11 protein-coding genes, 1 tRNA gene and 1 pseudogene are annotated in these 14,946 nt (G+C 61.6%); 2 read left to right on the forward strand and 11 right to left on the reverse strand.

What is annotated here, in order from left to right; all coding sequences use genetic code 11:
- Positions 1-3: 3 nt before the first annotated feature.
- The 7 genes from PSH59_RS16540 to PSH59_RS16570 all read right to left on the reverse strand — a co-directional run bounded on the left by PSH59_RS16540 (position 4) and on the right by PSH59_RS16570 (position 8,063).
- Positions 4-972 (reverse strand): iron ABC transporter permease, encoded by a 969-nt coding sequence (locus PSH59_RS16540; protein WP_248082181.1) that lies wholly within the window; start codon positions 970-972, stop codon positions 4-6.
- Entirely contained in the window at positions 969-1,958 is a 990-nt protein-coding gene (gene fecC / locus PSH59_RS16545; RefSeq protein ID WP_305393228.1) for an iron-dicitrate ABC transporter permease FecC, read from the reverse strand. The genes PSH59_RS16540 and fecC overlap by 4 nt, the downstream gene beginning before the upstream one ends.
- 2 nt (positions 1,959-1,960) lie before the next feature.
- On the reverse strand, positions 1,961-2,875 hold the full coding sequence (locus PSH59_RS16550) for a Fe(3+) dicitrate ABC transporter substrate-binding protein FecB (protein ID WP_248082513.1): 915 nt from the start codon (positions 2,873-2,875) through the stop codon (positions 1,961-1,963).
- 184 nt (positions 2,876-3,059) lie between these two features.
- Positions 3,060-5,465, reverse strand: a complete 2,406-nt coding sequence (locus tag PSH59_RS16555) for a TonB-dependent receptor (protein ID WP_305393229.1) — start codon at positions 5,463-5,465, stop codon at positions 3,060-3,062.
- A 142-nt stretch (positions 5,466-5,607) separates the two neighbouring features.
- Positions 5,608-6,045, reverse strand: coding sequence for a hypothetical protein (locus PSH59_RS16560; protein ID WP_305393230.1), 438 nt, complete (start codon positions 6,043-6,045; stop codon positions 5,608-5,610).
- 57 nt (positions 6,046-6,102) lie between these two features.
- Entirely contained in the window at positions 6,103-7,383 is a 1,281-nt protein-coding gene (locus PSH59_RS16565) for an ATP-binding protein (protein WP_305393231.1), read from the reverse strand.
- The gene (locus tag PSH59_RS16570) at positions 7,380-8,063 is read right to left on the reverse strand and encodes a response regulator transcription factor (RefSeq protein ID WP_248082189.1); all 684 of its coding nucleotides are present in this window, start codon (positions 8,061-8,063) and stop codon (positions 7,380-7,382) included. Before PSH59_RS16570 ends, PSH59_RS16565 begins: the two co-directional genes overlap by 4 nt.
- A 144-nt stretch (positions 8,064-8,207) precedes the next feature.
- Here PSH59_RS16570 and bamA point away from each other — a divergent pair.
- Together bamA and PSH59_RS16580 are read left to right on the forward strand one after the other, a co-directional pair.
- Positions 8,208-10,596 (forward strand): annotated as a pseudogene (bamA, locus tag PSH59_RS16575) (outer membrane protein assembly factor BamA).
- Positions 10,597-10,702: 106 nt separating this feature from the next.
- The gene (locus PSH59_RS16580) at positions 10,703-11,500 is read left to right on the forward strand and encodes a lipopolysaccharide biosynthesis protein (protein WP_248082515.1); all 798 of its coding nucleotides are present in this window, start codon (positions 10,703-10,705) and stop codon (positions 11,498-11,500) included.
- Positions 11,501-11,754: 254 nt separating this feature from the next.
- Here the strand turns inward: PSH59_RS16580 and PSH59_RS16585 are convergent.
- From PSH59_RS16585 to pheT, 4 genes are all read right to left on the reverse strand, one after another.
- A tRNA-Pro gene (locus tag PSH59_RS16585) sits at positions 11,755-11,831 on the reverse strand.
- Positions 11,832-11,921: 90 nt separating this feature from the next.
- Positions 11,922-12,278, reverse strand: a complete 357-nt coding sequence (locus tag PSH59_RS16590; RefSeq protein WP_003174972.1) for a MerR family transcriptional regulator — start codon at positions 12,276-12,278, stop codon at positions 11,922-11,924.
- Positions 12,259-12,561: an integration host factor subunit alpha gene (ihfA, locus tag PSH59_RS16595; protein WP_002553164.1), complete on the reverse strand. Its 303-nt coding sequence runs from the start codon at positions 12,559-12,561 to the stop codon at positions 12,259-12,261. Before ihfA ends, PSH59_RS16590 begins: the two co-directional genes overlap by 20 nt.
- Before the next feature lie 3 nt (positions 12,562-12,564).
- Positions 12,565-14,943 carry a phenylalanine--tRNA ligase subunit beta gene (pheT, locus tag PSH59_RS16600; protein WP_305393233.1) on the reverse strand — a complete coding sequence of 793 codons (2,379 nt, stop codon included), beginning with the start codon at positions 14,941-14,943 and terminating at the stop codon, positions 12,565-12,567.
- Positions 14,944-14,946: the final 3 nt, after the last annotated feature.

Genomic DNA, 14,946 nt, shown 5'->3' on the forward strand with positions numbered 1-14,946 from the left:
TGATCAGCCCTTGAACCGTGCCAGCAACCAAAGAAAATACGGCGCGCCGATCACTGCCGTCAGCACCCCGGCGGGGATTTCGCTGGGCGCGATCAACGTGCGCCCGAGGGTATCGGCCAGCACCAGCAGCAACGCGCCGATCAGCATCGCCGCCGGCAACAGGTACTGGTGATGCCCACCCACCAACCGGCGCGCCATGTGTGGCGCCACCAGGCCGATAAACCCGATCGGCCCGATCACGCCCACGCCGAGGCTGGTGAGCAGCACCGCGCAGACCATCGCCCAGCCGCGTGTACGGCCCAGGGCGGTGCCCAGGCTGTGGGCGGCTTCGTCGCCCAGGGCGATCAGGTTCAGCGGTTTGGCCAGGCACAGCCCCAGGGGGATCAGCAGCAGAAACGGCAACACCAGCGCCACATGGTGCCAGTTGCGGCTCCACAGGCTGCCGGTGAGGGCGAGCAACGCCGTGTTGATATCCAGCGGATGAGACAGGATCAGAAACTCGGTGACGCTGGATAACGTCACCGCAATCGCCACCCCGGACAGCGCAAAACGCGCCCCGGAGAAACTCACGCCGGTGTTGTACAACGCCAGCAGCACGGCGCCCCCTGCCCCGCCCAGGCAGGCTACCGCTGGCAGCCAGGCAATCGGCAACTGCGGCCAACTGATGATCGCCACGGTCAGCGCCAGCCCTGCGCCCTGAGTCACACCGAGAATTTCCGGTGAGGCCAACGGGTTGCGGATCACGCCCTGCACAATCGCCCCGGCCAGGCCGAACGCGCACCCCGCGAGGATCGCGATCAAGCTGCGCGGCAGACGGTGGTTCCACACTTCAAAATCGAGCGCATCGTGGGCCAGCAGGCGGTCGATCACGGCCGCCGGCTTGAGCCACAGAGTGCCGGCGCTGAGGCTGACGAAGGCGGCCAGCAGCAACAGGGCAAACAGCAGCCATAGGCGAAAACGTGGACGGATCATAGGGCGCGCCTGGCAAGAAACAGAAAGAACGGCGCGCCGATCAAGGCGGTAACCACCCCCGCCGGGGTCTCCACCGGAAACGCCACCGCGCGGCTGAGCAGGTCGGCACCCAGCACGATCACCGCGCCCAGCGCCGCGCTCAGCGGGATCAACCAGCGGTAGTCGTTACCCATGAACTGACGCAGGATATTCGGCGCAATCAGCCCGACAAAACCAATCGGCCCCACCGCGCAGACACTGGCGCCCACCAGCAACAGGCTGGCGACAAACACCTGCAGGCGCAGGCTGGCAATGCCCACGCCCAACGAGCGCGCGGCGTCTTCGCCAAGGTTGATCAGGTTCAGACGCGGTGCACACCACAGCGCCCATAGGCCGCCGATCAAGGTACACGGCCAGAGCAATTGCACCTGCGTGGCACCGACGTTGGCCAGGGACCCGGCCAGCCAGTTCAGTACGCTTTGCGCCTGCGCCTCCACCAGAATCACCGTGAGCCGGGTCAGCGCCGCACACAACGCTGCCACGGCAACGCCGGCCAATACCAGGCGACCCTGGGCGGTGGTCGGCGACCAGGCGCCACCGAGGCTGAACACCGTGACCCAGGCCAGCGCGCCGCCCAGGCAGGTCATTAACAACGCACCACCGGCAAACGGCGGCGCCACCAGGCCCGTGGAAAATAACGCCAGACCCAGCGCTGCGCCCGCCGTCACGCCAAACAACGACGGCGAGGCCAGGCGGTTACGGGTGATGCCCTGCATCAGTGCCCCGGCCAAGCCCAGGCACGCGCCCACCAACGCCGCGCACACCGCGCGGGGCACACGCAACTGGGCGACGATATAGGCCATGTTGCCGCCCACACTGCCCTGGTGCACCAGGCCATTCCACGCATCCGTCGCGGTGAGGGTAAACGGCGACCAGCTGTACAACGACAACCAGAACAGCACGGCGCCAAGCAGCACAATGCCCGCCGCGGCGAGACTGCGCGCCATGTTTATTGGCTCAGTACGGCGTTGCCGCCCTTGAGAATCGCCAGCGCATCTTCGGCAATTTGCTCCGAAGCCAGCACGCCACGGTTGCGCGCCCAGCTGTCGCCGTCCACCTCGGCCACGTGCTTGTTACGCACAGCACCGAGCACCTGCCACAGCGGCTGCTTGCTCCAGGTGTCGACGATGCTCGGGCGGCGGTAATGGCCGACCAGCAACCAGCCAGGGTCGAGCGCGAGCAACTGCTCCAGGCTGACGAATTCGGTGGGGGCGGCGTTCGCGCGTACCGACGGGACTTTCAGGCCGATGGCTTGCAGCACGCTGCCGGCGTAAGAATCCGGGCCGTGCACAGAAAAGCTGTCTTCACGGGCGACGCCGAACAGCACGCTGGCACCGCTGGGAATCTGTCCGGCAATTTTCTTCAGGTTGTCGCGGTTCTGCGCGATGCGCGCATGCATCTGCGGGCTTTTGCCCAGGGCCTTGCCGATCAGCTCGGCAGACGTGAGGCTGCCCTCGTAGTCCTCGCCACGTGACGGCAGCAGCAGGGTCGGCGCGATGCTGGCCAGGTCGCTGTACAGCGCTTGATGGCGATTAAGGTCGGCGATGATCAAGTCCGGCTTAAGCCGGGCGATTTCCTCGATGCTCGGCTGCGAGCGCAGGCCCACCGATGTCCACTGACCGATGGCCTGGCGCACGCGGGGCAGAACGCGGTTGGCATCGCCATCGTCGGCGGCACCGACGGGGGTCACCTCTACGGCAGCGAGGCTGTCGAGAAAGGAGAATTCCAGCACCACCACGCGCTTGGGCGCGTCGGGCAGGTGCACCGCGTGTTGGCCGTCATTGAGGTCGATGGGGGCAGCGCTCAGTACGCTTGAACAGCACGCCAGGACGCAGGCGGCAAGAATCGGGATGGAGCGCAGCATTCGCATGACAAAGACCTCGGCGTTAACACACCCCGGCTGGACGGGCCGGGGAAAACGGCGGGTACTATTCCATATCGTGGCGAGCGGATCAAAAAACATTCTCATTAACGACGCATTGTCATGCGCATGCTTCTTGTGGCGAGCCGGCTCGCCACAGCCCCATAAAGCCTATTGATTGCAACGTTTAGAAGTCGACCGTGGCCGACAGCAGGTAGGTACGTGGCGTCGACAAGGTCAACCCCGGCTCGCTGTCATCCGAGGCACCCGCCGAACTCCAGTAGCGTTTGTCGGCAACGTTCTCCACATTCGCGCGCAAGGTCACGTGCTTGTCATCCACCTTGAATGCATAACGTGCGCCGACGTCGATGCGGTTCCAGGCGTCGATTTCCTTGACGTTGGACTGGTCCAGGTATTGGGAACTGGAATGGATGCCACGGCTGGTCAGGGTCAGGCCTTCAAGGGTCGGCACATCCCATTCGGCGCCAAGATTGACGTTGTACTTGGGGGTGGCCGGCGCGCGGTTGCCGTCGTAGGTGCCGTTGGTGGTGTCCTTGAGCGTGCTGTCGATGTACATCACGCCGCCGAGCAAACGCACGCCCTTGAGCGGTTCGCCGAACAGACTCAGCTCGGCACCGGTGTTCTGGCGTTTGCCGTTGGGGCCGAACAGCCGCGTGGTGGCGTTGGTCTCGTAGGCCGGCTGCTTGATGCGGAACACCGCGGCGGTCACGGCGAAGGCACCGGCGTCGTATTTGGCGCCCACTTCCAGCTGGCGGCTGATAAACGGCGGGAAGATCTGGTCTTCGTTACTCGAGGTGGACGGTGCGATTTTGCCCTGGCTCAGGCCTTCCATGTAGTTGGCGTACAGCGACAGCTCCTCGGTGGCCTTGAACAGCAGCCCGCCCGACGGCGAGATTTTTTCTTCGTCGTAGTTGGTTTTGCCTTTGATGCCATCGCTCCAGTCGTCGACGATCACGCGTTGCCAGCGCGCGCCAAGGGTGAGCAGCAGGCGGTCATCGAAGAAGCCCAGGGTGTCGGACAAGGCTACGCCGCTGAATTTATTCTCGGTGTACACCTTGGCATCCTGGCGCGTGGCCACGGTCGGCGTCGGGGTTTGTACAGGGTTGTAGAGGTTGCTCGTGGCGTTCGCGTAACGCGCACCGCCGTTGGTGAAGTCCATATAAAAGTAGCTGGCGGCCAGGTTGACCTCGTGGCTCACCGGCCCGGTGTGGAACCAGTTACGCACGCCGGCCGTGGCGGTCTGCACGTTTTCATCGCGGGTAAAATCCCGCGGCGACACGATGAACGCGCCGGCGGCATTGCTGACCGACACCGCATGGCGCAGGAACTCGTGGTTACTTTTACGCGCGCCCACACCGCCGTAGAGCATCAGCGAGTCACTGAGGTCATATTCGGCGTTCACCGTGCCGAAGGTGTCCTTGGTGCGGGCCTTGGTCCAGGACTGCGCGTAGTTGCGGCGCACATCGTTGGCACTCGGCACCGGCGCAGCGGCGGCCACTTGCACACGTTCCTGCGGCGCATCGGTGTCTCGCTCGGTGCGGCCGATGTCGGTGGACAGGCGCAGGCGCTCGCCACGGAAATCCAGGCCCAGCACGGCCATCTCACGGTCGACACTCTGATGGTCCCACTCGGTATCACCGGACTGCTTCACGCCGTTGAAGCGCAGGCCGAATTTGTTGTCCTCGCCAAAGCGCCGCCCCACATCCACCGCGCCGCCAGCCTGGCTGCCGGAGGCCCAGGTGCCGGTAAGTGACGTGATGTCCTTGTCGGTGGCGCGCTTGGGCACCACGTTGATGCCGCCGCCCACGCTGCCGCGCGGCGAGATGCCATTGATCAACTGGGTGGGGCCTTTGAAGATGTCGACGCGGTCGGCCATTTCCATGTCGATGGTGTAGGTCGGCAATACGCCGTAGAGGCCGTTGTAGGACACATCACTGTTGAACAGGCTGAAGCCGCGAATGGTGAACTGCTCGTAACGCCCACCGGCCGGGTTGGTGGCGCGTACCGAGGGGTCGCTGTTGATCAGGTCGCCGAGGGTGCGCGCCTGCTGGTTCTTCACCGCATCGGCGGTGTAGGTGGTCATGCTGAACGGGGTCTCCATAAAGTCCCGGGTGCCCAGCAAACCTTGGGAGCCACGCCGTGCCACTTGCCCGCCGGCGTAAGCATCGCCGTCGGCCAGGCCGGTGGTGCCGAGAATCGATGTAGGCGCCAGTTCCAGGCTGCTGCCCTCCGGCGCCGGCATCAGCCTGTAGGCCTGCTCGCCCACCGGCTGCAGTTGCAGACCGGACCCTTGCAGCAAGCGCGCAAAGCCCTCCTCCACCCCGTACTCGCCGGACAACCCGCTGCTGCTGCGCCCGCTGACCAGCGCCGGGTCCACCGACAGGTTGACCCCCGCCAGGCCGGCGAAGCGGGTCAATGCCGCGGTGAGGCTGCCGGCCGGTACTTGATAGCTGCGGCGGGTGGCGGTGTCTTCGGCAAAGCTTAGGGGGACGAACAGCGGGCTGGCGCTGAGGCTCAGCATCAGGCTCAGTTTGAGCAACGGGCGCAAGCGCAAAGGAAGGACTGCGGGCATTGGGGGAAGCTCTCGATTTTATTCACTTACCTGGAATGACAGGCGAGGTGAAAAAAAGGGACAGGCTTCAACCCTTATTTTTTAGCCAACGGGCACTTCCGGCCTGGTTTGGCCATTGGGGAGCAGGATTACGCCGTATTTATTAATGCTCGGCCGAATAGATGATGGTCTGCGCGCTGTGTTGCGCGACGGCTCGCCGGGTGAAGTAGGTGTCGCCTTCGTCGGTCAGAATTTCATAGTCGACGGTGCGCGTGGCGCTTGCGTGTTTGATGATCTTCAGCACGCGCTGGAATTTCACGCTTTGCGTGCCGTTCTGATCCGGCCCGGTGAGGACGCTGACACTCTGGAACCAGCCGGCGTTTTTTTTGCCGCCCACCAGGGCGCCGGTCATCGCCTCGAAGCGCTCCAGCCGGGTGAAGCCCCACAGCGTCTGTTCCTTCACGCTTGCGCCCGGTGTCGCGGCGCCGGTGAACACAAACAGATTGATCGCCGGGCTGTCTTCGCAAAAAAAGTCGTATGGCACCAGGCCGTCGACCATCTTTTTGCCGGGCACGAAGCCTTTTTTATGCACCTGAAACATCGCCACCTCCACTCGCTCAATGGCGGCAAGTGTAATCAGGCGTGACGTACAGGGCGGTCAAGCCAATGTAATATCGTGTAAAGATCGCGCGCTGTGCAGATCGATCTCCACCGTCAGCCCACCGCCCGCCTCGTTGCGTGCGGCAATGTTGCCGCCATGCATATGCACGGCCCTGGCCGCGATGGCCAACCCCAGACCGAAGCCGACGCTGGTGTCCCCGACACCGCGCTCAAACGGTTGGAAGATGCTCTGCAGCCGGCAGTCTTCTATGCCGGGGCCCTGATCGGTGATCTGCACCCGCAGGCGACTGGCGTCTTCGCTGATCTGGGCCGAGACCCTCACGGTGGTGCCGGGGCGGGTGTAGCGCACGGCGTTGCGGATCACGTTTTCGAAGCAGCGGTACAACAACTCGCCACTGGCATACGCGATAAACGGCGGACACGCCTGCAATTGCACACGACAGCCTTTGATGCCGGCTTCGAACTGCGCGTCTTCGACAATCATCGCCAGCAGCTCGACGATATCCACCGGTTCGCGCTCGATGCTTTCGGGCCGCCCCTGCAGGCGGGCCAGGGTCAACAGAGCTTCGATCAGGGTGTCCATGCGCTCGGACTCACGCTCGATGCGTTCGAGCATTTCCAGGCGAGTGGCGTCCTGACGCAACAGGCCGATGGCGGCCCGCAGCCGCGTCAACGGCGAGCGCAGTTCATGGGAGATGTCGTGCAACAGGTGCTGCTGGGCCTGCACCAGAACTTTCAACTGGTTGGCCATCCGGTCGCAGTCTTCGGCCAGGTCGACGATTTCATCGCGGCGCTTGCCCATCGCCGGCTTGACCCGTGTTTCAAAGCGTCCCTGGGCCGCGTCGCTCATCGCCCGTCGCAGGTACGCCAGCGGCCAGGCCAGGTAATACGCCATGTAGCCGCTGAACAGCGCGCTCATCAGCGTGCCGATCAGTAGCGGCGTGTGCGGCCAGGGCCGGCCCCGCTCATCGGGCGCATGGGTGGAGCGAATCGACAGCGTCCGGCCGTCCTTGCTGATCACCGCGCGCTCATAGACCGGCTGCGCGACGGGCAAACCCGCGAGCAGTTGGCCGGCGCTGTCGTAGACGCCGATGGCCTCGTCCGGAGGATGCTCCCAAACGCTCAGGAGTTGCCCGGCCGCCTCAACGCCGAACTGCTGCAACAAGCGCTCCTGGGCCGCCAGGATCGTTTGCACATGCGGGTCGCCCGGGCGGAACCGGCCCAGTTCCAGCACGCCGACCCCCACCAGAAACGTCAGGGTGGTGGCCAGCCAGAAGGCCAGGAACAGTTTCCAGAACAGCAGGCTGGGCTTGCTCATTCAGCGATCAACAGGTAGCCGAGGCCACGTACACTTTGGATCCAGGCCTTGGCGTCCGGACGTGGTCCGAGTTTTTGCCGAATGCTGCTGATGTGCACGTCGATGCGCCGGTCGTAGCGGGTCAGCGGGCAGCCCAGAGCATTGAGGGACAGGTCTTTTTTGCTCACCACTTGGCCGGCACTGCGGGCCAGTTCTTCGAGCAGGCTGAATTCGGTGCTGGTCACACCCAGTTCGACGCCGTGCCACAGGGCCTGACGCTTGCCCGGCCACAACACCAGCGCGCCGGTCCTGATCACTTCCGAGGTGGCCTGGCCCGCCGGCTGCACCCGGCGCATGATCGCCCGCAGGCGGGCGACCAGTTCACCGGGTGAGCTGGGCTTGGGTACGTAATCGTCGGCGCCCAGTTCCAGGCCGCTGATGCGGTCGATGTTGTCACCCCGGGCCGTGAGCAACACCACGGGCACCTGGCTGACCATGCGGATGCGCCGCAGCACCTCGATGCCCGAGCGCCGGGGCAGCATGACGTCCAGCACTACGATGCTGTAGCGCCCGGACAGCGCATGCACCTCGCCCTCCTCGCCGGTGTGCACGGCGGTGGCCTCGAAGCCTTCATTCGCCAGGTATTGGCTCAGCATTCCAGTCAGTTCCTGGTCATCGTCGACCAACAGTACGGAGATCATCACGGGCTCATCAGTGGAAGGTTGAACATTATCGGCCTTGTCTGGCGCCGGCAGGCCAACCTTTACCTAACTTGACACTTGGTTAACCGCATCAAACGCAGCACGCTCTTAAGCTGGACGTTCACCCGTCCGGCCGCGCCGGCGCTGTATTCTGGAAAAGATCTTGATGAATTTTTCGCGCCTGCTCTGCTCGGTTGCGCTGCTGCTCAATGCCTCAATGGCACTCGCCCAAGGCTTCAAAATCTCGGACATTCGCATCAACGGCCTGCAACGGGTCTCTGCGGGCAGCGTGTTTGGCGCTTTGCCCTTGAACGTCGGCGACGAAGTCGACGACCGGCGCCTGGTGGACTCGACCCGCGCGCTGTTCAGGACCGGGTTCTTCCAGGACATCCAACTGGGCCGCGAAGGCGATGTGCTGATCATCAATGTAGTCGAGCGACCGTCGGTTGCCAGTATCGAGTTCGACGGCAACAAGGCGATTTCGACCGACGATCTGATGAAAGGCTTGAAGCAGTCCGGCCTGGCCGAGGGCGAGATATTCCAACGGGCCACCCTCGAAGGGGTGCGCAACGAGTTGCAACGCCAGTACGTCGCCCAGGGCCGTTACTCGGCTTCGGTCGACACCGAGGTGGTGCCGCAGCCGCGCAATCGGGTCGGGGTGAAGATCACGATCAATGAAGGCGAAGTGGCGTCAATCCAGCACATCAATGTGGTGGGCAATACGGTATTCCCCGACGAGGTGCTGACCGAACAGTTCACCCTCAAGACCAGCAACTGGCTGTCATTTTTCAAGAACGACGACAAATACGCGCGGGAGAAACTCTCCGGTGACCTGGAACGGTTGCGCTCCTACTACCTGGACCGTGGCTATATCAACATGGATATCGCCTCGACCCAGGTCTCCATGACGCCGGACAAGAAGCACGTGTACATCACCGTGAACATCCAGGAAGGCCGCAAATACACAGTGCGCGCGGTAAAGCTCAGTGGTGAGCTGAAAGTCCCCGAGGACCAGGTCAGGTCCCTGCGGCTGGTGCAAAAGGGCCAGGTGTTCTCACGCAAGTTGATGACCACCACGTCTGACTTGATTACCCGTCGCCTGGGCAACGAGGGCTACACCTTCGCCAACGTCATCGGCACCCCCCAGGTGCATGAAGCGGACAGCACGGTGGACATCACCTTCAGCATCGACCCAGGCAAGCGGGCCTACGTGAATCGCATCAACTTCCGTGGCAACACCAAGACCGACGACCAGGTGCTGCGCCGCGAGATGCGCCAGATGGAAGGCGGCTGGGCCTCGACTTACCTGATCGACCAATCGAAGGTGCGCCTCGAGCGCCTGGGGTACTTCAAGGAAGTGAATGTGCAGACCCCGGCGGTGGCGGGCGTGGATGATCAACTGGATGTGAATTACGCCGTGGAAGAACAAGCGTCCGGCTCGATTACTGCCAGCGTCGGGTTTGCCCAGAGTTCGGGGCTGATCCTCGGCGGCTCGATCAGCCAGAACAACTTCCTCGGCACCGGCAACTCCGCCAGCCTGGGACTGACCCGTTCGTCCTACCAGAGCAAGTACAACATCGGCTTTACCGACCCCTACTTCACCACTGACGGGGTCAGCCTGGGTTACAACGCGTTCTACAGCAAGACTGACTACAACAAGTACTACGATGATGGCGTTTCCTATTACGCCATCAACAGTTTTGGCCTGGGCACTACCTTGGGCTACCCGATCAACGAAACCTCGCGCCTGAGTTTCGGCCTGACCGCGCAACACGACAGCATTGAACCCGGCACCTACAGCGCCGACGAGATCTACGATTTTGTCGACCGCGAAGGCAAGCAATTCACCAACTTCAAGGCCAACCTGGGCTGGTCGGAGTCGACGCTGAACAAGGGCGTACTGGCCACACGCGGCCACTCGCAGAACCTCAACCTGATGGTGACCGTGCCCGGCAGCGACCTGAGCTTCTACAAAGTCGATTACACCGGGCAAACCTATGTGCCAGTGAGCAACGACACCTCACTGCGCTTTCACACCAAACTTGGCTATGGCAATGGCTACGGCGCCACCGACGGGCTGCCCTTCTACGAAACCTACAGCGCCGGCGGCGAAGGCACGGTCCGCGGCTTTAAAAGCGGCACCCTCGGCCCCCGCAACACGCCGGCCACCGGTGCGTATTCAAGCGCTGGCCAAGCGTACTACTCGGACCGCGACACCGAAGCACTGGGCGGCAATATCCTGATCACAGGGGGCATGGAATACCTGTTCCCGGTGCCCTTTATCAAAGACAACCGTTCGGTGCGTACTTCGCTGTTCTGGGATGTGGGCACGGTGTATTCGGACAAGTGCTACCTGAGCACCACCCAGGGCTGCGGCAGTGTGGACTTGAGCCAGATGGCCAGTTCGGTGGGCGTGGGGCTGACCTGGTACAGCCCGCTGGGGCCGTTGAGTGTGAATTTCGCGTATCCGATTCGCACCCCTGAGAACGCGGACAAGCAGGTGTTCCAGTTCTCCATCGGGCAAACGTTCTGACAGTACCGCTGCGTATCGTTTTTTTTACAAAGAAACCCTCAATCAAAAATGTGGTCCGCTAAATAAGCCCCTTAACGTCATTACTGGGTTGGATCACATGAAACCAATGCCCCGAACTGATGCAGAGCGTTCACCAGCACCCCTGCAGGACCTGACCCCACATGATTTTGAAAGCTGCCGGAACATCGAATCGGGCGCGGTGTTTATCATCGCCTCGGGGGCTTCGGCCAAGTCGTTTCCCCTCGAAACCTTCGCGCACGTGCCGATGATCACCATGAATGGTGCGATTTCGATGTTTTTGAACACCGACGTCAAACCGTATTTCTACGCCTGTACCGATAAGAGCTTTTCCGAACAGCAGCCGGGTTTATTCAAATACGCCATGGCTAACAGCCAAAGAGTCGCACTATGGGAAGACCATGTGCGCGCAGCAGGCATCCGCCCGGCCGGCGCGTTTTACCCGCTGTCCAAGGCTGAAAGGCCGTCCTGGCTCGACGCGTTAATGGGCCGAAACGAGGCCTTGGTTGCCGATCACTCGCTACTGCCACTGCGCAAACGCCCCATTGGGTTTAGCAAGGACATGGGCGAAGGTTTTTTTGATGCGCGGACGGTGGCGTATCTGGCGATACAACTGGCGTTTCATTTGGGCTTTAATCAGGTTTTTCTGGTGGGCGTTGACCTGCGGGAAAACGCCGGCAGGTTTTACGAAAGCGCCGACTCAGCCAACTCGCCCTGCGGGCTCGACCAGCACTATCACACACGTATTCTGCCGTCGCTTGAGCTGATGGCCGAGAAGGTGATCAGTGATGACTTCAGGGTTTACAACTTGTCAGAGGGTTCGAGGATTCCGCAGAGCGTTGTGCCGCGGTTATCACTTGAGCACGTGGAGGCAATGCTCAAGTGAGCAGGCCAAGGACTCACCAGCGGGTCGTTCAGCCGTTAGCAGTCGACGGTCTCTGAGAGTCAACAGGTGCGCGGGTAGGTCCACACTTTTCAAGTGCATGGAGTGTAACCTTGCATTCTCTAAGCTCTTTAACCCTGCATCCGAGCGCCATGGGCCAGCGCGCCTGAATTCACAGCCCGGTCACTGTCCGACTGCCAAATCGCAGACATGAAAAAGCCCAATCTTTTCAGATTGGGCTAAGTCATTGAAAAATATGGTCGGGACGGAGTGATTCGAACACTCGACCCCTAGCACCCCATGCTAGTGCGCTACCGGACTGCGCTACGCCCCGACTAGGCGTGTTACTGGGTTTGCTTCGCAACGAAGCGATCAGGAATATACCGCAAGCTTTTGAAATGTGGAAGTATTTTAAAAGCTTCTGTCACTTCTTCAAAACCACCAGCACATCTTCGAGTTCGGAGATCATCTGGCGGATCAGTTGCTTGTACTGGGTGGTGTCGTCTTTGGCTTCATCACCGGACATGCGCTGGCGTGCGCCGCTTATGGTGAATCCCTGGTCGTACAGCAACGCGCGGATCTGTCGGATCATCAGCACATCCTGGCGCTGATAATACCGACGGTTCCCAGTGCGTTTGACGGGGTTGAGTTGAGGAAACTCCTGCTCCCAATAGCGCAACACGTGCGGTTTTACCGCACATAACTCGCTGACTTCACCAATGGTGAAGTACCGTTTGCCTGGGATGACGGGTAGCTCGTCGTTATGACTTGGTTCCAGCATAAGCCTCAACTCGGGCCTTCAACTTCTGCCCTGGACGAAAGGTGACCACACGGCGAGCCGTGATCGGGATTTCTTCTCCCGTTTTTGGATTGCGGCCAGGCCGCTGGCGTTTGTCCCGCAGGTCAAAATTGCCGAAGCCGGACAATTTGACCTGTTCGTTGTCTTCCAGAGCGTGTCTGATCTCTTCAAAAAACAGCTCGACCAATTCCTTGGCCTCGCGCTTGTTCAGACCCAACTCTTCGTACAGACGTTCCGCCATCTCAGCTTTCGTCAAAGCCCCCATACGTCACTTCCTTAACGTGGCGTTCAACCTTTGTTCGAGCGAGGTGAGGATATTTTGTGTCGTGGTATTCACCTCATCGTCATTAAGAGTGCGCGATGGATGCTGCCAGGTCAAGCCAACCGCGAGGCTTTTTCTATGCGGATCAATGCCTTTACCCTGATAGACGTCAAATAGCCTGAGGTCTGTCAGCCATTCCCCTGCATTTTCACGGATTACATCCAGAACGGCAGTGGCGGCGACTTCACGGTCTGCGATCAGGGCCAGGTCGCGACGCACCTCAGGGAAGCGCGACAGCTCGCTGAATTTAGGCATCTTGCCCGAGGCCACTTCAGCCAACACCAGCTCGAAAACGAAGACTGAACGGTCAAGACCCAAGGTTTTCGACAGCTCCGGGTGAATAGCACCGACGAAGCCGACCAGGCGACCTTCACGCTCGATACGCGCAGTCTGGCCAGGGTGCAGCGCGGGGTGGCTGCCTGGGACAAACGTGAACGCATCCAATGCACCCGCAAAGCCCAGCACCGCTTCGACGTCAGCCTTGACGTCGAAGAAGTCCACGGCATCGCGGCCTTGTGCCCAGCCTTCCGGCAGACGGCTGCCGCACACCACACCTGCGAGCATCGGCTCCTGCTTCAAACCGTCCAACTGACCGACGAAACGCAAGCCGCTTTCAAACATGCGCACGCGGTCTTGCTGGCGGTTCAGGTTGTGGGACAGTGCCTTGACCAGGCCCGGCCACAACGAAGAACGCATGGCGGCCATGTCGTTGGAAATCGGGTTGGCCAGCAACAGCGGTTCAACGCCTGGGTTGAACAGTTCGAACTGCTTAGGATCGATAAAGCTGTAGGTCACCGCTTCCTGATAACCACGGGCAACCAACAGACGGCGCAGCTCAGGCAAATGCGCACGCGCCTCGGCCTTGGGTTGCGGGGCCAGACGCGCTTGCGGATAACGAACCGGCAGGCGGTTGTAGCCATACAGGCGCGCCAGTTCTTCGATCAGGTCAACTTCCAGGCTGATGTCAAAACGATGACTTGGCACCTCGACGTGCCACTGCCCCGCTTCACCGGCAGAAATACCAAGGCCGAGGGCCGACAGCAATTGCTCGATTTCAGCAGGCTCGATTACCAGGCCGAGCATTTGCTCAACGCTCTTGGCGCGCAAGGTGATCGGCGCCACGGACGGCAGGTATTGTTCGCTGACGGTTTCAGTGATCGGACCGGCTTCACCGCCGGTGATCTCCAGCAGCAGGCCAGTGGCGCGCTCCATGGCTTCACGAGCCAGCTTCCAGTCAACGCCACGCTCATAGCGGTGCGAAGCATCGGTGTGCAGGCCATAGGAACGGGCTTTGCCGGCGATGGCGATCTGGTCGAAGAATGCGCTTTCAAGGAACACGTCGCGCGTGGTCGCGGACACACCGCTGTGCTCGCCGCCCATCACGCCGGCAATCGCCAGGGCGCGGGAGTGGTCGGCAATGACCAGAGTATCGGCACGCAGGGCCACTTCCTGGCCGTCGAGCAGCACCAGCTTCTCGCCCTCTTCTGCCATGCGTACGCGGATGCCGCCGTTGATTTCGGCGAGATCGAATGCGTGCAGCGGTTGGCCCAGCTCCAGCATCACGTAGTTGGTGATGTCGACAGCGGCGTCGATGCTGCGCACGTCAGCGCGACGCAGACGCTCAACCATCCATAATGGGGTGGGTTTTGACAGGTCAACGTTACGGATCACACGTCCCAGATAACGAGGGCAGGCATTGGGTGCCAGCACTTCGATCGGACGCACTTCATCGTGCACAGCGGACACCGTCGCCACTACTGGACGAGTGACCGGAACGCTGTACAACGCGCCCACTTCACGGGCCAGACCTGCCAGGGACAGGCAATCGCCGCGGTTCGGAGTCAGGTCGACCTCAATGCTTGCGTCTTCCAGCTCCAGATAAACACGGATGTCCTGCCCCACCGGTGCGTCGGCCGGCAGTTCCATCAGGCCATCATTGCCCTCGCCGACCTGCAGCTCAGCCTGGGAGCACAGCATGCCGTTGGACTCAACACCACGCAGCTTGGCCTTCTTGATCTTGAAGTCGCCCGGCAGTTCGGCACCGATCATGGCGAACGGGATCTTCAGGCCCGGGCGCACGTTCGGCGCTCCGCACACGACCTGAAAGGTTTGCGCGCCATCGCTGACCTGGCACACACGCAATTTGTCAGCATCCGGGTGCTGCTCGGTGCTCAGCACCTCGCCCACGACCACGCCGCTGAATACACCGGCGGCCGGCGTCACGCTATCGACCTCAAGACCGGCCATCGACAGACGAGCAACCAGCGCGTCTCGATCTACCTGCGGGCTTACCCAGCCACGCAGCCATTGTTCACTGAATTTCATCCT

Origin of the sequence: Pseudomonas sp. FP2309 (assembly GCF_030687575.1) — a bacterium.
Taxonomy (GTDB): Bacteria; Pseudomonadota; Gammaproteobacteria; order Pseudomonadales; family Pseudomonadaceae; genus Aquipseudomonas.